Origin of the sequence: Solibacillus sp. FSL R5-0449, assembly GCF_037975215.1 — a bacterium.
Lineage (GTDB): Bacteria > Bacillota > Bacilli > Bacillales_A > Planococcaceae > Solibacillus.
On record NZ_CP150239.1, the window covers coordinates 824109 to 848596 of the forward strand.

General features: G+C 39.6%; 24 protein-coding genes. 15 read left to right on the forward strand and 9 right to left on the reverse strand.

The window, feature by feature from the left end; translation table 11 throughout:
• Position 1: 1 nt before the first annotated feature.
• The 7 genes from MKY27_RS03875 to MKY27_RS03905 all read left to right on the forward strand — a co-directional run bounded on the left by MKY27_RS03875 (position 2) and on the right by MKY27_RS03905 (position 7222).
• Positions 2-2176: an RNA degradosome polyphosphate kinase gene (locus tag MKY27_RS03875; protein WP_339197934.1), complete on the forward strand. Its 2175-nt coding sequence runs from the start codon at positions 2-4 to the stop codon at positions 2174-2176.
• Between the two features lie 401 nt (positions 2177-2577).
• Positions 2578-3345: a 2,4-dienoyl-CoA reductase gene (fadH, locus tag MKY27_RS03880; protein ID WP_339197936.1), complete on the forward strand. Its 768-nt coding sequence runs from the start codon at positions 2578-2580 to the stop codon at positions 3343-3345.
• A 40-nt stretch (positions 3346-3385) separates the two neighbouring features.
• Positions 3386-3664, forward strand: coding sequence for a short-chain dehydrogenase (locus MKY27_RS03885; RefSeq protein ID WP_339175381.1), 279 nt, complete (start codon positions 3386-3388; stop codon positions 3662-3664).
• 216 nt (positions 3665-3880) lie between these two features.
• Entirely contained in the window at positions 3881-4324 is a 444-nt protein-coding gene (cbpB, locus tag MKY27_RS03890; protein WP_008403498.1) for a cyclic-di-AMP-binding protein CbpB, read from the forward strand.
• A gap of 71 nt (positions 4325-4395) precedes the next feature.
• Positions 4396-5295 carry a LysR family transcriptional regulator gene (locus MKY27_RS03895; RefSeq protein ID WP_339197938.1) on the forward strand — a complete coding sequence of 300 codons (900 nt, stop codon included), beginning with the start codon at positions 4396-4398 and terminating at the stop codon, positions 5293-5295.
• Between the two features lie 76 nt (positions 5296-5371).
• Positions 5372-6085 (forward strand): 2,3,4,5-tetrahydropyridine-2,6-dicarboxylate N-acetyltransferase, encoded by a 714-nt coding sequence (dapD, locus tag MKY27_RS03900; RefSeq protein ID WP_339175384.1) that lies wholly within the window; start codon positions 5372-5374, stop codon positions 6083-6085.
• A 15-nt stretch (positions 6086-6100) separates the two neighbouring features.
• Positions 6101-7222, forward strand: a complete 1122-nt coding sequence (locus tag MKY27_RS03905) for an N-acetyldiaminopimelate deacetylase (RefSeq protein WP_339197940.1) — start codon at positions 6101-6103, stop codon at positions 7220-7222.
• A 46-nt stretch (positions 7223-7268) separates the two neighbouring features.
• Here the strand turns inward: MKY27_RS03905 and MKY27_RS03910 are convergent, their stop codons facing one another.
• The gene (locus tag MKY27_RS03910; RefSeq protein WP_339197942.1) at positions 7269-8456 is read right to left on the reverse strand and encodes an MFS transporter; all 1188 of its coding nucleotides are present in this window, start codon (positions 8454-8456) and stop codon (positions 7269-7271) included.
• 215 nt (positions 8457-8671) lie between these two features.
• Between MKY27_RS03910 and MKY27_RS03915 the strand changes: the two genes are divergently transcribed.
• The gene (locus tag MKY27_RS03915) at positions 8672-9133 is read left to right on the forward strand and encodes an 8-oxo-dGTP diphosphatase (RefSeq protein ID WP_339197944.1); all 462 of its coding nucleotides are present in this window, start codon (positions 8672-8674) and stop codon (positions 9131-9133) included.
• Positions 9134-9356: 223 nt separating this feature from the next.
• Here MKY27_RS03915 and MKY27_RS03920 read toward each other — a convergent pair whose 3' ends face one another.
• Genes MKY27_RS03920 through MKY27_RS03940 form a run of 5 tightly spaced genes read right to left on the reverse strand, consistent with a single transcriptional unit; the run spans position 9357 to position 13685 of the window.
• Positions 9357-10433: an ABC transporter substrate-binding protein gene (locus tag MKY27_RS03920; protein ID WP_339197946.1), complete on the reverse strand. Its 1077-nt coding sequence runs from the start codon at positions 10431-10433 to the stop codon at positions 9357-9359.
• Positions 10430-11230: an ABC transporter permease gene (locus tag MKY27_RS03925; RefSeq protein ID WP_339197949.1), complete on the reverse strand. Its 801-nt coding sequence runs from the start codon at positions 11228-11230 to the stop codon at positions 10430-10432. The genes MKY27_RS03920 and MKY27_RS03925 overlap by 4 nt, the downstream gene beginning before the upstream one ends.
• The gene (locus MKY27_RS03930; protein WP_339175391.1) at positions 11230-12033 is read right to left on the reverse strand and encodes an ABC transporter permease; all 804 of its coding nucleotides are present in this window, start codon (positions 12031-12033) and stop codon (positions 11230-11232) included. The genes MKY27_RS03925 and MKY27_RS03930 overlap by 1 nt, the downstream gene beginning before the upstream one ends.
• Complete coding sequence (locus tag MKY27_RS03935; RefSeq protein ID WP_339176572.1) at positions 12026-13129, reverse strand: ABC transporter ATP-binding protein; 1104 nt, start codon at positions 13127-13129, stop codon at positions 12026-12028. Before MKY27_RS03935 ends, MKY27_RS03930 begins: the two co-directional genes overlap by 8 nt.
• 13 nt (positions 13130-13142) lie before the next feature.
• Complete coding sequence (locus MKY27_RS03940) at positions 13143-13685, reverse strand: XRE family transcriptional regulator (RefSeq protein ID WP_339175392.1); 543 nt, start codon at positions 13683-13685, stop codon at positions 13143-13145.
• A 226-nt stretch (positions 13686-13911) separates the two neighbouring features.
• Between MKY27_RS03940 and MKY27_RS03945 the strand changes: the two genes are divergently transcribed.
• Together MKY27_RS03945 and MKY27_RS03950 are read left to right on the forward strand one after the other, a co-directional pair.
• On the forward strand, positions 13912-14340 hold the full coding sequence (locus MKY27_RS03945; protein WP_339197952.1) for a redoxin domain-containing protein: 429 nt from the start codon (positions 13912-13914) through the stop codon (positions 14338-14340).
• Between the two features lie 60 nt (positions 14341-14400).
• Complete coding sequence (locus MKY27_RS03950; RefSeq protein ID WP_339175395.1) at positions 14401-15063, forward strand: TrkA family potassium uptake protein; 663 nt, start codon at positions 14401-14403, stop codon at positions 15061-15063.
• Between the two features lie 96 nt (positions 15064-15159).
• Here the strand turns inward: MKY27_RS03950 and rnjA are convergent, their stop codons facing one another.
• Both rnjA and MKY27_RS03960 read right to left on the reverse strand, forming a co-directional pair.
• Positions 15160-16827, reverse strand: coding sequence for a ribonuclease J1 (gene rnjA, locus MKY27_RS03955; protein WP_008403476.1), 1668 nt, complete (start codon positions 16825-16827; stop codon positions 15160-15162).
• 5 nt (positions 16828-16832) lie between these two features.
• Positions 16833-17042 (reverse strand): DNA-directed RNA polymerase subunit epsilon, encoded by a 210-nt coding sequence (locus MKY27_RS03960; RefSeq protein ID WP_008403475.1) that lies wholly within the window; start codon positions 17040-17042, stop codon positions 16833-16835.
• Between the two features lie 341 nt (positions 17043-17383).
• Between MKY27_RS03960 and MKY27_RS03965 the strand changes: the two genes are divergently transcribed.
• Positions 17384-18154 (forward strand): Cof-type HAD-IIB family hydrolase, encoded by a 771-nt coding sequence (locus MKY27_RS03965; protein ID WP_339197954.1) that lies wholly within the window; start codon positions 17384-17386, stop codon positions 18152-18154.
• Positions 18155-18485: 331 nt separating this feature from the next.
• Here MKY27_RS03965 and def read toward each other — a convergent pair whose 3' ends face one another.
• A complete protein-coding gene (gene def / locus MKY27_RS03970; RefSeq protein WP_339197956.1) occupies positions 18486-19043 on the reverse strand; it encodes a peptide deformylase in 558 nt (185 codons plus the stop codon).
• 383 nt (positions 19044-19426) lie between these two features.
• Between def and pdhA the strand changes: the two genes are divergently transcribed.
• From pdhA to lpdA, 4 genes are read left to right on the forward strand one after another with little or no spacing between them, the layout of a single operon-like run.
• Complete coding sequence (gene pdhA / locus MKY27_RS03975; RefSeq protein WP_339175399.1) at positions 19427-20542, forward strand: pyruvate dehydrogenase (acetyl-transferring) E1 component subunit alpha; 1116 nt, start codon at positions 19427-19429, stop codon at positions 20540-20542.
• A 3-nt stretch (positions 20543-20545) separates the two neighbouring features.
• A complete protein-coding gene (locus MKY27_RS03980) occupies positions 20546-21523 on the forward strand; it encodes an alpha-ketoacid dehydrogenase subunit beta (protein ID WP_339175400.1) in 978 nt (325 codons plus the stop codon).
• Positions 21524-21541: 18 nt separating this feature from the next.
• The gene (locus tag MKY27_RS03985; protein ID WP_339197958.1) at positions 21542-22930 is read left to right on the forward strand and encodes a dihydrolipoamide acetyltransferase family protein; all 1389 of its coding nucleotides are present in this window, start codon (positions 21542-21544) and stop codon (positions 22928-22930) included.
• Positions 22931-22934: 4 nt separating this feature from the next.
• Entirely contained in the window at positions 22935-24347 is a 1413-nt protein-coding gene (lpdA, locus tag MKY27_RS03990) for a dihydrolipoyl dehydrogenase (RefSeq protein ID WP_339197961.1), read from the forward strand.
• The last annotated feature ends 141 nt before the right edge of the window (positions 24348-24488 follow it).

Genomic DNA, 24488 nt, shown 5'->3' on the forward strand with positions numbered 1-24488 from the left:
TATGACAATGAATATGGAAAAGGATCCGATTTTTGATCCGGAGCATGTGGACATTGAAAATAATCCTGATTTTTGCAACGAGCTGCTTGTGGAAATTGCGAAACCCCAGTATTACAATAACCGTGAACTAAGCTGGCTCGCATTTAATGAACGAGTATTGGAAGAAGCGGAAGATACAAACAACCCGTTGTTGGAACGGATGAAGTTTTTGGCAATATTCAGTTCCAATCTGGATGAATTTTTCATGGTACGGGTTGCGGGTTTACAGGACCAAATTCGTGCAGGCTATCATAAGCCGGAAAATAAATCAGGTTTAACTCCAAAAGAACAGCTGGCGAAAATCGCCGAGCGTACACAGGCATTGGTCAGACGCCAAACAGAAGTTTACCGCCATTTAGTGCATGAACTGCTACCGAAAGAACATGTGCATATCGTTGATTTGAAAATGCTGAATGAGCAAGAAAAAAGTTATATCAATGAATTGTTTGAAGAAACAATCTTTCCTGTACTTACACCAGTTGCGGTAGATGCCTACCGTCCGTTTCCTACATTATTGGGACGTACACTCAACTTGTTTGTCATGCTGGAAAACAACTGTGAGGACACGGAAAATTGTATGGATAAAGTAGCGATTGTTCAAGTACCGTCCGTATTGAACCGCTTTATTAAAATACCGTCAAAAGACAAAAAGACGTTATTTGTATTGCTGGAGGATGTCATTTCAAGTAATATTGACCGTTTATTTTTAGGCTATAAAGTAAAATCGACACAAGCATTCCGGTTAACGCGAAATGCGGATTTGACCATCCATGAGGAAGGCGCACAAGACCTGTTAGTGGAAATCGAAAAAGAACTGAAAAAACGTAAATGGGGTGCGGGTTCACGCCTGGAAGTACGTGACGGCGAGATGAATGATGATGTACTGGATTATTTACTGGACGAATTTGAACTTGGGGAGTCCGATGTTTTCAAAATTGACGGCCCGCTCGACTTAACGGCAATGTTCAGTTTTGTAAAAGAGATTTCAGTAGGACGGGAACATCTGGAGTATGAAAGTTTTATACCGCAGCCTCCCCAAGATTTACAATCGAACGAAAATATTTTTGAAAAAGCATTAATCCAGGATATATTTTTCCATCATCCGTACGAATCATTCGGACCGATTGTCGATTTTATCGCAGAAGCAGCAGAAGATCCAAGTGTATTGGCGATTAAGCAAACGCTATACCGGGTAAGCGGAAATTCGCCGATTATCCAGGCGTTGAAGCAGGCGGCAGAAAACGGTAAACAGGTGACGGTTTTAGTGGAGTTGAAAGCGCGTTTTGACGAGGAAAATAATGTGCATTGGGCAAAAGAGCTTGAACAAGCAGGGTGCCTTGTCATTTATGGCATGAATAATTTAAAAACGCACTCAAAGATTACACTTGTTGTCCGTCGACGGAATGGAAAAATTGAACGCTTTGTACATTTAGGGACCGGCAACTACAATGATGCTACCGCAAAAATCTATACGGATATGGGGATTATTACATCGCATAAGGAGTTTGGTATAGATGCGACAAACTTCTTTAATTATTTAAGCGGTTATACTGACAAACCTGAATTCCATCATATTGTCGTCGCGCCTTTTGATATTCGGGATGAATTCCTCGAGTTAATCGATAAGGAAATAGCGCTACATAAAAAATATGGAAACGGGTTTATCCGGGCAAAAATGAATTCCTTAACCGACAAGGATTTGATGATGAAACTTTATGAGGCGTCGATTGCCGGCGTAAAAATCGAGCTGATTATTCGTGGGATTTGCTGTCTGCGTCCCGGCATCCCGGGAATCTCCGAAAATATAACCGTTTTGAGCATTGTGGGCCGTTTCCTGGAACACTCGCGGATTTTCTGGTTCCATCATAACGGTGAGGATAATCTCTACTTATCTTCTGCAGATATGATGACACGAAATATGATTAAACGTGTGGAAATACTGTTTCCGATTTATTCCCCGGAAATAAAATACCGGATCCAGCGTATTATGCTGCTTCAAATTAAAGATAATCAAAAAGTACGTATCCAGGACTCCAATGGGAAATACCACTATAAAGAAGGCTCCCACCATGATGAACGGATTAACAGCCAGGAGATTTTTTTGGCCGAATCACTCGGCCCGATTATCGAAGAATAGTGATTTAGAAAGCTATGGACAAAATGTTCGTAGCTTTTTTTAGTGGTGTGGCGGGGGAGGAGATTTATTAGAACAATTCAGCAGGATATTAGAACAAAGGAGAGGGTTTTTAGAAAATATGAAGCTGATATTAGAACAAAGTACCAACATTTTAGCACATGTTAAAGATATATTAGAACATCGCAATTTTATTAGAACAAATAAATTTATATTAGATAATTTTTCGTTTTATTAGAAAATCTGAACTGACCGCTCCACTGAAAGTAAGGAAATGCGATATTAATAAAAGAAATATCCGTATAAAACAGAAAAAATAATATATTAGTATTTATTTCACCTCTATTATAGTAAACTCTATTTATGAATGACTGTTCATTTTATAGACAAAGGGGATGAATAAAATGTTACAAGGCAAAACGATTATCATTACAGGTGGCTCTAGCGGGATGGGGCTCGGTATGGCTAAGCAGTTCGTGAAAGAAGGGGCAAATGTTGTAATCACAGGACGTGATTTGGAACGTTTAGCTGGTGCAAAGAAGGAAATAGAGGTGTTCGGCTCATCAATTGAAACATTTCAGATGGATGTTCGGGAACCGGAACATGCAGAAGCAATGGTGGCATTTGCGGCAGAAAAGTTTGGTCAAGTAGACGGCTTAGTGAACAATGCTGCAGGGAATTTTTTAGTGCATGCAGAAAAGCTTTCGCCGAATGGATGGAAAGCTGTTATTGATATTGTGTTGAACGGTACATTTTATTGTACTTCTGCCATTGGTCGTTATTGGATTGAAAATGGTATGAAAGGTTCGATTATTAACATGGTTGCTACATATGCCTGGGGTGCAGGAGCTGGCGTGATTCATTCAGCTGCCGCAAAAGCCGGGGTGCTCTCGCTGACACGTTCGCTTGCGGTTGAATGGGGAGGCCAATATGGAATCCGTGTAAATGCCATAGCACCGGGTCCGATTGAGCGCACAGGCGGGGCAGACAAACTGTGGGAATCTGAAGAGCAAGCGAAGCGTACATTGGATTCTGTACCGTTAAAACGTCTTGGCACACCTGAGGAAATAGCAGATCTAGCGGTATTTATGTTATCGGATAAAGCAAATTATTTAAACGGGGAATGCATTACTTTAGATGGCGGACAATGGCTGAATCAGCACCCGTTTTAACTTTTTTAAATGATATCATAAAAGAATAAATTCCAGATGATTGCTGCATACTATCGCTAACTGTAAAAAGGAGGCGATCACAATCGGAATATGGCTATATCCAACAATTTTCGTTGTCATCCTATTAAGTTTTATAGGCTATTATTTGACGGTACGTGTCGGACATAATATTGAAGGCAGCGGTCAGGAACGTGATTCGGAAGTGCCTGAAGAAATTCAGGAGCATCCATTCCTGCTCAACCCGATTATTTTATCGTATGTGGTTTTTGGCACATTTACAGGTATCATTATTTTCTATTACTGGGCAAGGGGTTACTGAAATTAATGCATAATGGGACGAATCTTCTCGTCTTATTATGCTTTTTCTTTTGCAATCATAGGCGCCTTTCATAGTCATAAAAATGAACGATATGGTATGATAGAGATTAGAGAAACTGTTTTGTCGAAAGACAGGGCAAAGAATAACGGCAGTAAGTTTTCAGTTTATCCTAGTATGGTGCTGCCCGTTATTAGCGGGATAAAGGAGTAGAATGTCATGATTTCAACGAACAACAGAGCTTTACTAGATATGCCGATAAAGGATTTTATTATTTCATCTGAGAAGGTTGCCCATGTACAAAGTGGCAATAACGCTGAACATGCATTATTAGTTTTAACAAAAACGGGGTATTCTTCTATTCCGGTTCTGGATGTAAAGTATCGGTTAAAAGGTTTGTTAAGTACCAAAATGATAACGGAGTCTATTTTAGGCTTAGAGCGAATTGAATATGATAGATTAGCAGACATTCGTGTGGATGAGGTCATGAATCAGGAAGTTGTGTATTTAAAAATTACGGATACATTCCAACGTGCACTCGATCTAGTAATTAACCACGCCTTTTTATGTGTAGTCGATGAAGAAGGTACATTTGTCGGTATTATGACGCGAAGAATTATTTTAAAACAATTAAAGAAATATATTTACCAGCACAACGCTTAAAATATATCGACAAAGTCCTAATGGGATTTTGTCGTTTTTTTAACCGTTTGTTCGGAAAGGAAGGGTTGTCAGTGACAGCAACAGAAGCAGAGATTATTAAAGTGTTGGCAGAAGAGAGAAATATGCGAAAAGCGGCAGAGCGCCTTTTTTTAACACAGCCAGCACTGTCACAGCGACTTCAATCAATTGAAAAAGAATGGGGCGTACAATTATTTATTCGTTCCCAAAAAGGGTTAACACCAACGCCCGCGGGAGAGCTGGTTATTCAATACTCGAATGATCTGATCGTTAAGCGGGAAGAAATTTTTGAAACGATTCACTCGTTGAATACAAAAGTGCACGGTACTTTAAAAATTGCCTGTGCATCGATTGTCGGACAAAATTGGCTGCCGAAAGTGTTAAAAGACTATGTAACGAAATATCCGGATACGAAAATTTCGTTAATTACTGGATGGAGCTCAGAAATCATAAAAGCGCTTTATGACGGGGAAGCACACATCGGCATTGTTCGTGGACAGGCAGAATGGAAAGGGAAAAAAATTCATTTGTTCCGAGATACGATGTATTTAGTAGATAAAGAAATCCAGGATATGGAAGATATCTTGACATCCGACCGCCCGTTTATCCAATTTAAAAGCGATTCGAATTATTATCAGGAGATTCAGCAATGGTGGCAACGTCATTTCAACTACAATCCGAAACATCAGATCATCGTAGATCAGATTGAAACATGCAAGCAAATGGCTGTAAATGGAATCGGCTATGCTATTTTACCTTCAATTACGTTGAACGGCGAAGAAAATGTTCATAAAATTCCTTTGGCCAACAATGAAAATGATGACGGGTTAACACGGGATACTTGGCTGATCGGCTATGAATCGACATTCGAATTACGCCAAGTGGAGGCTTTTGTCGATTTAGTGCAAGATCATGCACGCTGTCTGTATGATTATTCAAGTGAAACCAACTAAAAAAATAGTTTTAATATTACTGAAAATTTAGTACAATTATTCCTGTTAAAAAATCTAACACGCAGCGAGGTGTCATATGGAAAAATTAAATGCACAACAAATCATTGATTTTATTTCAGAAGCAAAAAAGGTAACACCAGTAAAAGTTTATGTAAAAGGAATTGGTGTTGCGGATTTATCATTTGGTGCCGAAAGCAAAGTGTTTGGTGAAGGTAATCATGCTGTAGTATTTGGTGAATGGACTGAAATTGAAGCATCATTAAAAAAATACGAAGATCTTATTGAAGACTATGTAGTAGAAAGTGATCGTCGTAATTCAGGCGTACCGCTTTTAGATATGAAAAAAATCAATGCACGAATTGAGCCGGGCGCAATTATCCGTGATCAAGTTACAATCGGCGACAATGCAGTCATTATGATGGGTGCCATTATTAATATTGGTGCAGAAATCGGCGCAAAAACAATGATTGATATGGGCGCGGTATTAGGTGGTCGTGCAACAGTAGGGGATAACTGCCATATTGGTGCAGGAACTGTTCTTGCAGGGGTAGTAGAACCACCGAGTGCATTACCGGTTGTAGTAGAAGATGATGTAGTTATTGGTGCAAATGCGGTTGTACTGGAAGGTGTTCGCATCGGTAAAGGTGCAGTAGTAGCAGCCGGAGCGATCGTTATTAAAGACGTTGAGCCATACACAGTCGTTGCAGGTGTACCAGCTCGTCAAATCAAAGTATTGGATGAAAAAACAAAATCGAAAACAGAAATTATCGATTCACTGCGTAATTTATAAAAAGGCGGGAACGACATGAGGCATCTTATTGAAGTAAGACGAGACCTACATAAGATTCCTGAAGTAGGCTTTAATGAATTTAAAACACAGAGCTATTTACTCCAATTTATTTCAAATCTCGATCAGCAGCATTTGCAAATAACAACTTGGAAAACAGGAATTGTTGTATTTATAAAAGGTACGAACCCGTCCAAGCTGATTGGCTGGCGTGCTGATATAGATGCACTTCCTGTACAAGAAGAGACGGGATTGCCGTTCGAATCGGAGTATGCCGGTTTTATGCATGCTTGCGGTCATGATTGCCATATGTCGATTGCACTTGGACTTGTCGAGGCATTTTCCATCCAGCCGCCAGTTCAAAATGTCGTTGTTTATTTCCAGCCTGCTGAGGAAGGTCCAGGCGGGGCAGAGCCAATGCTCGAATGGTTAAAAGCAGAGCAGCCACATCTTGTTGCAGATGAACTCTATGCATTACACATCGCGCCGGAATATCCGGTTGGTACGATTGCAACAAGACCAGGGCTTCTGTTTGCCAATACTTCCGAGCTGTTTATTGATTTGAAAGGAATTGGCGGTCATGCAGCCTATCCGCACAAAACAAGGGATATGACAGTTGCTGCGGCCAATCTAGTGATGCAGCTGCAAACTATTATTAGCCGTAATGTCGATCCAATGGATAGTGCTGTTATTACAATCGGGAAAATGACTTCTGGTACAGTTCAAAATGTCATCGCGGAAAATGCGCGACTTGAAGGAACGATTCGTACGTTGAATGCAGAGGCGATGGCTGAAGTAAAACGTCGTATCGAAGCAATATGCAAAGGAATTGAAGCCTCATTCGAATGCGCCATCGCTATTGATTACGGCTCAATGTATTATGAGGTTAATAATGATGCGGATTGTGCGAATGCGCTTCTGGAGTATGCCGAACAGTTCGAAGGGACAACCGCTTATGAATGTCCTGCTGCAATGACAGGTGAAGACTTCGGTTATTTCATCAAGGATTTGCCAGGGGCGATGTTCTGGACGGGAGCCAATTCAGATTACGGACTCCACCATGCTAAAATGGCACCGGACGAGTCGCTCATTCCTCTAAATTGCCGCTTCGTCGAACAATTTATCCGTCAGCTTGTCTAAACATACAAAAAGCTATCCAATTTTAATTTTGGATAGCTTTTTTGATTTATGAAGTGGCTTTCATTAAATGAGGTGCTTTTTTGACTGTCCATAAATACGCAAGCGTGAAACAGCTGACGAGGACACATGTACCTAAAATATAAGGAGAGTTCGGATTCCAGTCGAATAGGACACCCGCAAGTGCAGGACCGAACATATTACCAAGACTCATATAAGCATTGTTCATACCGGCAGCGAACCCTTGTTCATTGCCAGCAAGCTTTGAAATAAGTGTATTTACCGCTGGACGAATAAATGTTGTGGCAATCGAGAACAGTGTAGCGACAACTAAAATGATGAAGAAGCCACTAATGTAAATAACGAGCAGCATCATAGCAGCCGCCAATAATAAGTTCACTAAAATAACCTTCATTTCCCCGAAACGTTTAAACAATTTATTCACGACAAACATTTGCAGCACTACCCCCGCAAACCCGCCGACTGTTAAAATAATGGCAATTTCTGATGGGGTATAGCCAAATTTATGATCCAAATAAAGTGTTAAAGTTGCCTGGAAATTGGCAATACCAAAACTGAATGTGAAGACGATGATTAAAAAGATAAAATAGGAGGTCTTCACAGATTTGACCATTTGCCTGAACAGTTTTTCACGCGGTGCAATTGTTTCCCGAATGTTTTTAATATTAGGTAAATAAATAGCGGACAGAATTGCGGCCATATATGCTACAGCTCCAGCTAAAAAGAAAGGGAATGTCAAATTTACTTCAGATAAGAATCCGCCAACACCCGGTCCAATCATAAAGCCTAATGACATTGCTGCACCGATCATGCCCATTCCTTTGCCGCGCTCTTCATACGTTGTAATATCGGCTACAAAAGCCATAATTGGTGCCATAATAAATGCAGCGCCTGTTCCGCTTAAAAAACGTGCTAAAAATAATACCCATACTTCCGTAGCGAGACCGAATAAAATTTGGGAAGATCCATACACGATCAGCCCGCCGATAATGAACATTTTCCGGCCATGGCGGTCCGACAAATCACCGGCAACCGGAGAGAACAGAAACTGTGCGAGTGCGAAGCCGGCAATTAAAAAACCGAGGACTTGTCCACCGACACCAAATACTTGCAAATAGGCAGGCATAACAGGAACAATAATCCCGATACCGCCCATTGTAATGAACATGTTAAACATTAATAAATAAAGCGCTAACTTATTGGATTTTTCTGTCATACAATGCCAGCCTTCCTGTTTAGATATTTCGACAATAGAAATATAAATTTATATTAAATATCATACTCTAAAAATTTTAAAATTGCATTTATTCATGTCAAATCTTAGTAAAGAATTTATTAGTCCGGAGCATTTCTATGCGATAATTGAATTGTTAAATATGCTTATATAGAGAATCCAGTAAACTGTAGCTTTTGGTGAAAGGGGAGATAAGGATGAATTATAAGTTTTGGACTGTCGTCATGATACAAAAAGAGGATAAAGTATTATTGCTCAACCGGCAGCATGATCATTTCAAAGGATATATTCCGCCGGGTGGCAAAGTGGATTTTCCCGAAGGCTTTGCTGAAGGTGCAATAAGGGAAGTAAAAGAAGAGACAGGGCTGGAAATACAGTCTTTAGTGTTTAAGGGAATTTCCCATTACACGAACCCGGAACGGCTCGATCACTTTATTATTTATAATTATTGGACGGATGATTTTACGGGGGAAGTTTTAGACTCCTGTACAGAAGGGGAGCTGGAATGGGTGAAAATAAGCGAGACCAAATATTACCCGATGCAGGAGGACATTCAAGTACGTTTTGATTTATTCTTCGAGCCGGGGACATTTGAAATCCATACAATGTGGGATGAACAAAATAATAAAATCGACAAGCGTATTATACATAAGCTATAAAAAAAGCGTGACCAAATTTGTTGGCCACGCTTTCGTAAAGTTAAGGAAATTATAGATTCTGGCATTATGGATAGCTTTTAAATAAAATGTTATTTGCGTCCAGGCTAAAGCGCCAGCCCCTCGGTCATTTCAATCCCGCCGTCGAAAGTGGTGAAACGTTTACTTTCTAGTCGGGCTTTCCAATGCCTGTCGGGGCTGAACGGGCGCTTTAGCACTTTTGTTCTTATTTCAAGCTCATTTTAAATTCAAGGAAGTATTCGTTGTATTTGCCCAGCCATTCAAGGCCAAGGTTTTCGTAAACTTCCAATTTTTCACGCTGGTCATGTGGCGGGTAGAAACGCTCATCGTTAATAACTTCCTCGTCCATCAGTTCCCAAGCCGCTTCATTTGGTGTTGAATAGCCGACATAGTCAGCATTTTGCGCAGCATTTTCAGGATCAAGCATGAAGTTGATAAATTTATGGGCACCTTCGATATTTTGTGAAGTTTTTGGAATAACCATATTATCGAACCATAAGTTAGAGCCTTCTTGCGGTACGGCAAATTCCAGTTCTTCATTTTCCCACATCATATCTGCGGCCTGACCGGAGAACGTTAATGCTACTGATGCTTCATTATTAATCATAAGCGGTGTAATTTCATCACCGATAATCGCTTTAATATTTGGTGAAAGTTCAATTAAGTGATCTGTCGCTTTACGCAATAAGTCCTCATTTTTCACATTAAGTGACTCGCCGATAGAGTTCAGCCCCATTCCTACTACTTCACGGGAGCCATCGACTAGAAATACTTTTCGTTTCAATGAAGGATCCCATAAGTCATCCCAAGATTCAAACGTTAGATGGTCATCGATTAAATTCGGATTATAGACAATGCCAACTGTTCCCCAGAAATAAGGGATTGAGTATTCATTGTCAGGATCGAACGGTAAATCCAAAAAGTCTTCATTAATATTTTGCAGATTTGGCACTAAGTTATGATCGATCGGAATAAGCAGATTATCATCTTTCATTGATTCAATCGTGTATTCGGAAGGGACCGCAATATCATAGGCAGAGCCACCTTGCTGTACTTTCGTCAACATCGCTTCATTTGAATCGAATGTTTCATACGTTACTTTAATTCCTGTTTCTTCTTCGAACTTATCGATTAATTCCGGGTCGATATATTCACCCCAGTTATAAACCGTTAATGTATCTTTACTTCCTGCAGAGCCGGCTGATTGCATACGGTCAACTGTAAAAAACAACAGGGCACATACAATGACAATGGCAGCCGTTGCTTGAACTAATTCTCTCATCGTTGTCCCCCCGTTGCTACTGATTTTGAACGTTTGTTAATAAAGTAGTATCCGATAACGATTAATACCGTTACAGCAAATACTAATCCTGAAATAGCATTGATTGTTAATGAAATACCGGCACGGGCCATTGAGTAAATTTCTACGGATAGTGTACTGAAACCATTTCCGGTTACGAAAAATGTAACTGCAAAGTCATCCAGTGAATACGTCAATGCCATAAAGAAACCGGCGAAAATCCCTGGTGAAATGTACGGTAAAATAACACGTGTCAAAACATCGCGTTTCGTTGCACCTAAGTCTCGTGCAGCATCGATCAGAGAAGTATTCATTTCAAGCAATTTTGGTAAAACCATAAGCACAACGATCGGTACACTGAACGCAACATGCGATACAAGTACTGAAGCAAATCCCAGCTTTACACCAATCATTGTGAATAAAATCAAAAAGCTTGCACCGATTACGACATCTGGAGAAACAATCAAAACATTATTTAACGAAAGCAATGTATTGCGCATCTTTTTATCTTTCAATGAAACAATACCGATAGCCCCAAGCGTTCCGATAATCGTTGCGATTAAACCTGATAATAGGGCAACGAGTACGGTATTCAGCAAAATGATAATTAATCTTGAATCTTCAAATACAGCCGCATAGTGCTCAAGTGTGAATGACTCGAAATTATTCATGCTGCCGCCACTGTTAAAGGAGTAGAAAATTAAATAAAATATTGGTGCGTAAAGGATCGCGAATACGAAAAGTAAATATACTTTCGACATAGCGGACAACTTTTTCATCAGACACGTCCTCCTTTAGATTTTTGTCTCGTGAACAGCATTGTGAGCACCATGAATAAAATTAAGAACACGGCAATTGTCGAACCCATACCCCAGTTTTGCGAAACAAGGAATTGCTGCTCGATCGCCGTACCTAAAGTAATGACCTGGTTTCCGGCGATTAAACGTGTGATCATAAACAATGATAATGCCGGAATGAACGTTACTTGAATACCTGCTTTTACGCCGTCGATTGTCAGCGGGAAAATAACACGGCGGAAAGTTGTCCATGCATTTGCCCCTAAATCGCGAGATGCGTAAATAAGTGAAGGATTCATTTTGTCCAATGAGTTGAAAATCGGAATAATCATAAACGGAATGAAAATATAAACCGATACAAATACGAAACTAAAGTCTGTAAATAAAATTTGTTTTGGATCAAAACCGAATACTTCAATCATTGCATTGATCGGGCCGTACAAACCGAAAATACCAATGAATGCATATGTTTTTAGCAGCAGGTTAATCCAAGAAGGAATAATGATCAGCATAAGCCATAACTGTTTATGCTTCGTTTTAGTCAGTAAGTAAGCAGTAGGGTAGGCAAATATTAAAGTAAATAATGTAATTAAAAATGCATACCAGAAACTGCTCAACGTCATTTTCAAATAAACCGGTGTAAAGAACTTCGCATAGTTGGCCAATGTAAAGTTCCCGTTTAGATCAAGAACTGAATAATAGACGATTAACGCAATTGGTGCGATAACGAATAAGATTATCCAAAAAACGTAGGGGATTAACGGTCCTTTAGCTGTTTTATTCATGCTCTTCATCCCCATACGCTTCTAAACGTTTATCGAAATCTTCTTCCGTTTCGTTTAAACGCATTACGTGAATTGCTTCCGGATCAAAGTCCAATCCGATTTCAGCGCCAACTTCCGCTTTCTTCAATGAGTGGACAAGCCATTCATTGCCGTCTTTATCATATGTCGATAGTTCGTAGTGCACACCGCGGAACAGCTGTGTATCGACTGTTACGATCAGTTTGCCTTTTTCAGGTGTTGTAATTTCCAGGTCTTCCGGACGAATGACAATATCAATTTTTTCGTTTCGCTTCATTCCGGCATCGACACATTCAAACTCTTTTCCTGCAAATTTTACACGGTAGTCTTCAATCATAATACCGTCCACAATATTCGATTCACCGATAAAGTCTGCAACAAAACGGTTAATCGGCTCATCGTAAATATCAACAGGTGTACCCGATTGCTTAATTTCACCTTGGGAAAGGACAAAGATTTCATCACTCATTGCAAGTGCTTCTTCCTGGTCATGAGTAACAAATATAAATGTTTTACCAAGACGCTGCTGCAGTTCCCGAAGTTCGTACTGCATTTCTGTACGTAATTTTAAATCAAGCGCAGATAAAGGCTCATCAAGTAAAATCACGTCCGGATCATTGACTATGGCACGGGCAATCGCAACACGCTGACGCTGACCACCAGACATTTCCGAAATTTCCCGGCTGCCGTAGCCTGCCAAGTTAACGAACTTCAATGCTTCCTGTACACGTTCTTTTACTTCTGCTTCTTTTACTTTTTTGATTCGTAAGCCGAATGCCACGTTTTCAAAAACATTCAAGTGAGGGAAGAGTGCATAATCCTGGAATACTGTATTTACTTGACGTTCATTTGCAGGAACATCGTTAATTCGTTTTCCGTTGAAGAAAACATCTCCTGTAGAGGCGTCGGTAAACCCGGCGATTATACGTAAAATCGTTGTTTTCCCGCATCCGGATGGTCCGAGTAATGTGTAGAATTTCCCTCGTTCCAATTCAAAGTTAATATTTTTTAAAACTACTGTTCCGTCATCATATGATTTTGTGACATTCTCAAAGCGAATAATCGTGTTATCCATTATGCATCCTCCTAATTTATAAATATGATTGTGTCGCGACAAGGAGCAATTTTGTTATGCCACTGTGCGCATTGAAAATTTGATGGTTGGAAGATGCTTCGTAATATACGGCATCACCTTCACTGGCGATATATTCTTCATTGCCAAGAACGACACGGATTCGTCCGTTTTGAACATAGATGAACGTTTCTGCCAGGGATGGCTCAAATGCTTTAAATTCTGCATCTTTTTGCAATGTAATGAAAACCGGCTCCATTTCCTTTTCATTTGAGGTAGGAATAAGCCATTCGATTTCATATTTTTTATCCTGATCAATAAAACATGTTTGTTCATTTTTCGTGAAGACAATTTTTTCGTTCTGTTGCGTGTCATCAAAAAAATCTCGTGGCGTACACCCGAGAACTTCCAGCAAGTTAAACAATGTTTCTATGGAAGGGGAATTTAAGTCGCGTTCTAATTGGGAAATATAGCCTTTCGTTAAATCGGTACGTTCCCCGAGCTCTTCCTGGGTAAGCCCTTTTTTTATGCGAAGGGCTTTAATTTTTGAACCAATTTGCATATAGTCACACCCCTTATATTTTTCGCTCAATAGTTTACTGTTTATAAACCTTGAGTAAGGAAGTTTACTTTTACATTACTTTAAGTTTACGAAAGCACTAATAATTATACATAATTCATATGTATTTTCAAGGGTCTTGTCCAAATATATATTGATATATGTCTTGGGGCATTTGAATGGTACCGAAAAAACCGTCATTACATATGTTACAACGAGGTGAATATAAATGAGGATTCGAACAATGATGCCATCGTTGAGTGGCGCGACGAAAATATTGAATCGGGAGAATACTTACGAAGAAAATGCGAAAGCAACATTGGTTTATTTCTGGTCAATGAGCTGTTCGGAATGTGCCCATTCCATCAAAAATCTGAAGGAACTGGAACGTATATTTGGGGATCGGTTAACGGTTCATGCGATTCATATGCCAAGAGAAGAATCGGATTATTCAGAAGAACTTGTGAAAGAGAAAATAAAGCAACTCGGTTTAATATACCCTGTTTACCTTGATAACGAACTAAAAATAAGCGACAGGTTTGGAAACAAGTTCGTACCTGCTTACTATATATTTGATCAACAGCAGCAATTGCGCTTTTTTAAAGCGGGCTATTTTGCATTGAAATTACTGCAGCAGAAAATAGAACGCATAATTTAATGACAATAGCTGTTTTGATACGGTAAACTAGTGGCAACTGGATGTTCGGAGGAGAAAAGAATGAAAAAAGAATTCGTAGTAATAGGGCTGGGACGTTTTGGAGGAAGTATCGTACGTGAACTCGTTAAACAAGGGGCCAATGTAATGGCAATCGATACAGACAGTGAACGTGTCGATGAATTTGCCCGTATTGCAACACAGGCTGTAGTAGCGGATACGACAGAAGAGGAAACAATCAAATCACTCGGATTGTGGAATTTCGAACATGTCATTGTAGCGATTGGTGAAGATATCCAGTCGAGTATTTTAACGACGCTTATTTTGAAAGAGCTTGGTGTTCCGCAAATTACAGTGAAAGCGCAGAATGACTACCACGAAAAAGTATTGCTGAAAATCGGTGCGGATTTTGTTGTGCATCCTGAACGTGATATGGGGATCCGGATTGCCAATAATATGATGTCAAACAGTGTTCTTGATTATTTGGAAATTTCCAATGAGCATTCCATTATGGAAGTTAAAGCGAACGAAAGTATTGCCGGTCAGTCATTAATCGAGCTGGATGTACGTGCTAAATACGGATTGAACATCGTCGGCATTACTCGCGGTGATGAGATCATGATTTCCCCGAATGCAACAGAGCGTATTCAAGTGGGGGACGTGTTACTCATTATCGGTGCGGATGTCGATATTAACCGATTTGTAAAGAAGGTTATTCAGCGGTAGGTTAGCGCTGTTTTGACTAAACTTCGGACATAAATAAAAATCCATCATTTCGCGAAAGCAAAATGATGGATTTTTTATATTGGGAACTAGTCCCTTTTATACTTCCATAATGATCGGTAAAATCATTGGGCGACGTTTTGTCTTTTCATATAAATATGGACCTAATACATCAGTAATTTCATTTTTCAAATCATTCCATTGTGTATCTTTTTCCTGAATCGTGCTGTTTAAATGATGGTTCAGCATTTTTTGTGCTTCATTAATCATCATGCCAGATTCACGCATATATACAAATCCGCGAGAAATAATATCCGGACCGGAAACAATTTTGTTTTTGGCCATATCGACACTTACGACAACGATGACCAAACCTTCTTCTGAAAGAATTCGGCGGTCGCGTAATACGATATTGCCGATATCCCCGATTCCATTCCCATCGATATACACATCGCCTGAAGGAATACGTCCTGCAACATGTGCTTCATTTGCACTTAATGCAAGTACATCACCATTTTCCATAACGAACGAGTTTTCCAATGGAACTTCACAAGCTTCAGCTAATTCAGTATGAATTTTCAACATGCGGTATTCACCATGAATCGGCATAAAGAATTTCGGTTTCATTAAACGCAGCATCAGCTTTTGTTCTTGCTGAGAACCGTGACCTGAAGTATGGATATTATTTAATGCGCCATGGATAACTTCTGCACCGGCACGGAATAATAAGTTGATAATTTTGTTTACACTCATCGTGTTACCAGGAACCGGAGAAGATGAGAATACAACTGTATCACCAGGCTGGATTTGAATTTGACGGTGTGTGCCGTTTGCAATTCGTGATAATGCAGCCATCGGTTCCCCTTGAGAACCGGTACATAAAATCATCACTTCATTTGCAGGTAAACGGTTTAAACTTTGTATATCGACAAATGTTTCTTTAGGTGCTGTAATATAGCCTAATTCACGGCCGATTGTAATCGCATTATCCATTGATCGACCGAACACAGCCACTTTACGGCCGTATTTCACAGCTGCATCTGTTGCCTGTTGTAAACGGTGGATATTTGAAGCGAATGTTGCGAAAATAATACGTCCGTCAACTTTACGGAAAATTTCGTCAATGCTTTTCCCGACTGTACGCTCAGACATTGTAAAATCAGGCTTTTCAGCGTTTGTACTATCTGATAGTAAACAAAGAACGCCATCACGGCCGATTTCCGCCATTTTCGTCAAGTTAGCAGGCTCGCCTACTGGAGTAAAGTCAAACTTAAAGTCACCAGTATGCACAATATTACCCGGTGGTGTCTTGATGACAATACCATATGCATCTGGAATACTATGTGTTGTACGGAAGAAGCTAACAGCTGTTTTACGGAATTTAATGACATCATTCTCTTTAAATTCAATCAGTTTTGTTGTACGTAATAAACCGTGCTCTTCTAATTTGTTGCGAAGTAGACCTAGTGCAAGTTTTCCGCCATATACAGGAATATTAACTTGACGTAATAAATAAGGAATACCACCGATATGATCTTCGTGACCATGTGTTATAAATAAGCCTTTAATTTTGTCTACGTTTCGAACTAAATACGTATAGTCTGGAATTACATAGTCAATGCCAAGCAAATCGTCTTCAGGGAATTTAATACCTGCATCTATTAGGATGATTTCATCTTGGAATTGTACTGCATATGTGTTTTTGCCGATTTCGCCCAGTCCGCCGAGTGCGAATACAGCCGCTTGATCATTCTTAACGAATTTCATAACAATTAAGCGTTCTCCAGACGGAAATTCGGGCTGTTTTGTTCATATTCTAAATAGTTGCCTTCTAGAAGTTGAACAAGTTCGATATTGTAGTTACGGTCTTTTAAATAGTGACGTACTTCACGTTCAGATGACGCCTCTAAATAAAGTGTTTTTGTGTTTTCGCGAACTGGAATCTCAGAAATGTTTTCTTGATAATAGACTTTGTAAATCATAGTTACTCTCCTTTAAGTACGAACATTATTACTGCACTTCTAATTTGTAGAAAAATGCATTTCCTTTATATTATCACGGGACTCCTTTAAAATAAAGAAAAGCCCTTCAAATTTCGTGAACATCAAAGTGGTCACGAATGAAAAAAATGGCACGTCCTGTAATCGGGCGTGCCACTCTAAATGAAGTGTTAGGCAATTAATTTTTTTCCGAGGATGCCATTTAATCGTTTTCGCCATTTCTTTTTGAGACGTTTTAACATAGGTCATCACTCCTCACACTCATTATACTAAATATTCAGACTTTTGTAAAGGGTCTATTAAAATTAAAGGAGCGTTATAAATTGAAGAAAATATTATTTTTTGATGTAGACGGCACTTTATACAATTCAGATAAAAAATTGCCTGCTTCTGCAAAGGAAGCGATATTCAAGGCACGTGAAAACGGTCATGAAATTGCGATTGCAACAGGACGTGCACCATTTATGATAAAAGATATACTGGAAGAGCTTGAAATCGATACATATGTGACATTTAACGGGCAATATGTTGTCTATCAGGGGAAAGTCGTGTATACCGATCAGATTGACAATGAAACTTTAACGGAAATCCTGGAATTTGGTGCACAGCGCAATCATCCGTTAGTATTCCTGAATGAAAAGGAAATGATCGCGACTGAAAGCGATTATGAAAGTGTGGAAAGCAGTTTAGCAACACTTCAATATCCATATCCGCAAATCGATCCGCAATACTATTTGCACACACCGGTGTATCAAACACTTGTATTTATAGAAGAAGAGGAACAGCCAATTTATGAACAGCAGTTCCCGCAAGTTCAATTTATCCGTTGGCATCCTTTCTCATGTGATGTACTGCCAGCCGGTGGTTCAAAAGCAAACGGCATCCGAAAACTGCTGGAAAAAATTAATTTCCCGGTTGAAGATGTTATTACATTTGGCGATGGATTGAATGACATTGAAATGCTGTCAGAGTTTGGGTATAGTGTCGCGATGGAAAATGGTCATGAGAGGGCAAAGGAAGCAGCTTCAATGATTACAGGACATGTGGACAATGGCGGCTTGGCTGACGCGATGAAGAAATTAAAGTTAATATAGTAGAACAATAGAAGAAACGTTGTGGAAAATTTTACACAGCGTTTTTTTGTTGTGGGAGTAGGGCGCAAGGTTTTATTAGAACAATGTAAGCGGTTATTTGATAATCGGTTAACGATATTAGAAAGAATGGAAAGGATTTTAGAACATCGGACTGACATTTTAGAACAATTGAAAATTATATTAGAAGATCTCATTTTTATTAGAACATTTACACGGATATTGGAACATTTTCAATTTTATTAGAAGTTTCAAAATTAAAACGACTTTCTTCTATAGTAACTTATCAAAAAAGAACCCATTCTCGCTTCTAACGAAAATGGGTTCTATAGATTTAGTCTCTTCCGAATGGAATGCTGTTTTCTAACTGGATGAACGGGTCTTTTTCATCGATGCGATCATAGAACATAACGCCGTTTAAATGATCAAGTTCATGTTGGAACGCGATTGCAGGAAGTCCTGATAAACGCATCTTCTTTTCTTCGCCGTCCACTGCCATAAACTTCACAGTGATGCGTGCATAACGATAGACATAACCGGGAACGGCACGGTCTACTGACAGGCAGCCTTCACCACTTGTTATATAAGTCTGTTCGACAGAATGGCTGACAATTTTAGGGTTAACTGCGACAAAGCTGAGCAGTTCGCCGTTTTCGTCTTCCAAATGCAGTGCAAACATACGTTTTAAACTGTTTACCTGGTTTGCAGCTAAGCCGATACCGCCACGTAAATTATATTTTTCAGCAATTTCAGGATCTTGGCTATTAATTAAATATTGCAGCATATCATCTGCGAGTTGTCGATCTTCTGCAGATAACGGAAAAGTAACTTCCTCCGCGCGGGTGCGTAATGTAGGGTGTCCTTCACGGATAATATGTTCCATTAAAATCATGTGAAACTTCCTTTCAGTTCAAACTTATATGTGTAAGTATACACGACTCTCCGGAATCGAAGTAAGAAAAAACATTCTCCAAAAGAAAAATATCATAATTTCAGATTTAACAATTCAATATAAGGGAATGAATAAATGGTGTGGTGTTATTAATTAAATAATAAAATTTATTGGGTGTTTTTTCTATTATAGTACAGAGGTGATTAATATATGATACAGGTAATGTAACTGTATCAGTTTCGGTAAATGCGAGGAAAAATCTTTAATTAAGATGATAAACAATGATTGACCGATAGAATTTTATTCTTTATACTCGGGTTATAGAAACGTTGTACTAGTAAAAAACGAAATTTTTTTAATACAGTTCAAAGGGGATGTAAACAATGGCAGAAAAAATGAAGAATCAATTGGACCCAGCTGGAACGTTACAGGAAATTGAAAGTAAGTTTGAAATGTTCCAGATTTTAAACGAGCAGGGTGAAATAGTAAATGAAGCGGCTATGCCGGACTTAACGGACGAGCAATTAGTTGAATTGATGGAACGTATGGTTTACGTACGTATATTAGATCAACGTTCGATTTCGTTAAACCGTCAAGGACGTCTTGGTTTCTATGCACCGACTGCGGGTCAGGAAGCTTCGCAACTTGCATCACATTATGCTTTGGAAAAAGAAGACTGGATTTTGCCAGGTTACCGTGATGTTCCGCAAATCGTTATGCACGGTTTACCATTATGGAAAGCATTTTTATTCAGCCGCGGTCACTTCGTTGGTAACCAAGTACCTGAAGGCGTAAACGTATTGGCACCACAAATTATTATCGGTGCACAATATATCCAAACTGCGGGTGTAGCACTTGGTTTACAAAAACGTGGTTCAAAAACAGTTGCGATTACTTATACAGGTGACGGCGGTTCATCACAAGGTGATTTCTACGAAGGAATTAACTTTGCGGGTGCATTCAAATCACCGGCGATTTTCATCGTACAAAACAACCAATATGCAATTTCGACACCACGTGAATTACAGACATCTGCTAAAACGATTGCACAAAAAGGTGTAGCGGCAGGTATTCCATGTATTTTAGTAGACGGAATGGATCCATTAGCAGTATATGCAGCGACAAAGGATGCGCGTGACCGTGCTGTTCGTGGTGAAGGACCAACATTAATCGAAACTATGTGTTACCGTTACGGACCACATACGATGGCAGGGGATGACCCGACACGTTACCGTACAACGGATATCGACAATGAATGGGCTGCAAAAGATCCATTAGTACGCTTCCGTACATTCCTTGAAGCTAAAGGTTTATGGGATGAGCAAAAAGAGGAAGCAGTAATTGAACGTGCTAAAGAAGAGATTAAAGATGCTATTAAACAAGCAGACCAAGCACCAAAACAAAAAGTTACGGAATTAATCGAAAATATGTACGCTGGAGAAATGCCGGCGAACTTAAAAGAACAGTATGCGATTTATAAAGAGAAGGAGTCGAAATAAGCCATGGCACAAATGACAATGATTCAAGCAATTACAGATGCATTACGCTGCGAATTAAAAAATGACGAGAACGTTTTAGTATTCGGTGAAGACGTTGGTGTAAACGGCGGGGTATTCCGTGCAACAGAAGGTCTTCAAAAAGAATTCGGCGTTGACCGTGTATTTGATACGCCTCTTGCAGAATCAGGAATCGGTGGTTTAGCAGTTGGTTTAGGGTTAACTGGATACCGTCCAGTACCTGAAATTCAATTTTTCGGCTTCGTATTCGAGGTAATGGATTCGATCAGCGGACAATTGGCTCGTATGAGATACCGTTCAGGCGGTACGTATAATGCACCTGTAACAATCCGTTCTCCATTCGGCGGTGGTGTTCATACGCCTGAAATGCACTCGGATTCATTAGAAGGATTGATGGCTCAATCACCAGGATTGAAAGTAGTTATTCCATCAACACCATATGATGCAAAAGGTTTACTAATTGCTTCGATCCGTGATGATAATCCGGTTATTTTCCTAGAGCATTTAAAACTATACCGTTCATTCCGTGAAGAAGTTCCGGAAGAGTCATATACAATAGAATTGGGTAAAGCAGATGTGAAACGTGAAGGGAAGGACCTTTCGATCATTGCTTACGGCTTAATGGTTCACGAAAGTCTAAAAGCGGCAGAAGAATTGGAAAAAGAAGGCTACTCAGTAGAAGTAATCGATTTGCGTACAATTCAGCCGTTAGATATCGAAACGATTATTGCATCTGTTGAAAAAACAGGTCGCGCAATTGTTGTTCAGGAAGCGCAAAAGCAAGCAGGTATTGCGGCAAATGTAGTCGCAGAAATTACAGAGCGTGCGATTCTATCATTAGAAGCACCAGTATTACGTGTAGCAGCACCGGATACAATCTATTCATTCCCACAAGCGGAAGGTGTATGGTTACCTACGTATAAAGATGTAATGGAAACTGCAAAGAAAGTCTTAACATTCTAAGAATTGAGGGTGAGATAAATGGCATTTACGTTTCGTTTACCAGATATCGGAGAAGGTATTCATGAAGGTGAAATCGTCAAATGGTTCGTTAAACCTGGCGATCAAGTAAAAGAAGACGATATTTTAGCAGAAGTTCAAAATGATAAAGCAGTCGTTGAAATTCCGTCACCAGTTGATGGTACAGTAGAAGAAATCTTTGTAGAAGAAGGAACGGTTGCGATTGTCGGGGATGCCTTAATCCGCTTTGATGCACCAGGCTATGAAGATTTAAAACTAAAAGGTGATGACCACCACGAATCAAATGAATCAAACAAAACAGAAGCACAAGTACAGTCTACTGCTGAGGCTGGCCAAGATGTGAAAAAAGAAGAAACGAAAGCGGATAAGAGTGCAGATACTGCTCAGCCGGAAGCTCCTGCTGAAACAGAAAAAGCTGCATCAACATCTGAAACAGAATCTTCAGGTAAACGCATTATCGCAATGCCTTCTGTTCGTAAGTATGCACGTGAAAAAGGTGTCGACATTCAGCAAGTTTCAGGTACAGGCAAAAATGGCCGTGTGTTAAAAGAAGATATTGAGAGCTTCTTAAACGGAGGTCAACAGTCAGCTTCTGAAACAGAAGAAGTAAATGAGACACAACAGTCGCAAGCAGAAGAGAAACAAACAGATACAAAACAAGCTGCTCCTGTTGTGCTTGAAGGCGAGTTCCCGGAAACACGCGAAAAAATGAGCGGTATCCGCAAAGCGATTGCCAAAGCAATGGTACATTCAAAACATACGGCTCCGCACGTAACGTTAATGGATGAAGTGGATGTAACAGAACTTGTTGCACACCGTAAGCAATTCAAGGATATTGCAGCAGAGCAAGGTATTAAATTAACGTATTTACCGTACGTTGTGAAAGCTTTAATCTCGACTTTACGTAAATATCCTGATTTCAACCGTTCGCTTGATGATGCGACACAAGAAATTATTCAAAAACATTACTATAATATTGGTATTGCGGCTGATACAGAAAAAGGTTTATTAGTTCCTGTAATTAAGCATGCTGATCGTAAGTCAGTGTTCAGCTTATCTCAAGAGATTAATGAATTGGCTGTAAAAGCACGTGATGGTAAGCTAGCGACGCACGAAATGAAAGGCGCGTCAATGTCAATTACAAACATCGGTTCAGCTGGTGGGCAATGGTTCACACCGGTAATTAACCACCCTGAAGTGGCGATCTTAGGAATTGGTCGTATTTCAGAGAAACCAGTAATAAAAAATGGTGAAATTGTAGCAGCACATGTGTTAGCATTATCATTGAGCTTTGATCATCGAATGATCGATGGTGCGACTGCACAAAACGCTTTAAATCATTTAAAACGTTTATTAAGTGAGCCGCAACTATTATTAATGGAGGCGTAAAAAAATGGTAGTAGGAGATTTTCCAATCGAACTAGATACTCTTGTAGTAGGTTCTGGCCCTGGTGGCTATGTAGCAGCAATCCGTGCAGCACAAACAGGTCAAAAGGTAACAATCGTTGAACGTGGAGCATTAGGCGGGGTATGTTTAAACGTAGGTTGTATCCCTTCAAAAGCTTTAATTTCAGTAGGTCACCGCTTTGAAAATGCTCAACATTCAGATGATATGGGTGTTACAGCATCTGAAGTGAAATTAGACTGGTCTAAAGCACAAGCATTTAAAGACAGCGTTGTTAAAAAATTAGTTGGCGGCGTTGAAGGCTTATTAAAAGGTAATAAAGTAGATATCGTAAAAGGTGAAGCTTACTTCGTGGATGCAAACACTGTACGTGTTATAGACGGTGATAATGCTCAAACTTATACTTTCAAAAACGCTATTTTAGCAACAGGATCTCGTCCTATCGAAATCCCGACATTTAAATTTACAAAGCGTGTAGTAAGCTCAACTGGTGCGTTATCATTCCCTGAAGTACCAGGTAAATTAGTAGTTATCGGTGGCGGTTACATCGGTACAGAGTTAGGTTCAGCTTATGCTAACTTAGGTTCTCAAGTAACAATTATCGAAGGCGGTAAAGATATTTTAGCTGGTTTCGAAAAACAAATGACGCAAATCGTTAAAAAAGGTCTTAAGAAAAAAGGCGTTGAAGTTGTAGTAAACGCATCTGCTAAAGGCGTAGAAGAAAGCGAAAACGGCGTAGTCGTTACTTATGAAGTAGGCGGCGAAGAAAAAACTGTTGAAGCAGATTACGTATTAGTAACTGTTGGTCGTCGTCCGAATACGGATGAAATGGGCTTAGAAGAAGTAGGTATTAAATTCGCAGAACGCGGATTATTGGAAGTAGACAAACAAGGTCGTACTTCAGTATCGAACATCTATGCAATCGGTGATATCGTTGCAGGTCCACAACTTGCTCATAAAGCTTCTTATGAAGGTAAAGTTGCTGCAGAAGCAATCGCTGGTGAACCATCAGTAGTTGACTACTTAGCAATTCCAGCAGTATGCTTCACAGATCCAGAAATGGCAACTGTAGGCTACTCTGAAGAGCAAGCAAAAGCGGAAGGTTTAGAAGTGAAAGCTGCTAAATTCCCATTCGCTGCAAACGGCCGTGCATTAGCATTAAACGAAACAGAAGGTTTCGTGAAACTAGTAGCACGTAAAGAAGACGGCTTATTAGTTGGTGCTCAAATCGTTGGTGTTGGTGCTTCTGATATGATCGCTGAAATGGCAACTGCTATTGAAGGCGGTATGACTGCAGAAGATATCGCATTAACAATCCATGCACACCCAACTTTAGGTGAGATTACAATGGAAGCTGCTGAAGTTTTACTAGGCAACCCAATCCACATTGTAACTAAATAATTTATGAAATTTACACTGTCCATTTTAAATGGGCAGTGTTTTTTTATGGCTATGAATCGGAAATAAGCACACAACGAAAAAATAATTTTCCTATATAATAAAAAGGTTTCTAAATTGTGAAATATGGTTATATATAACTGA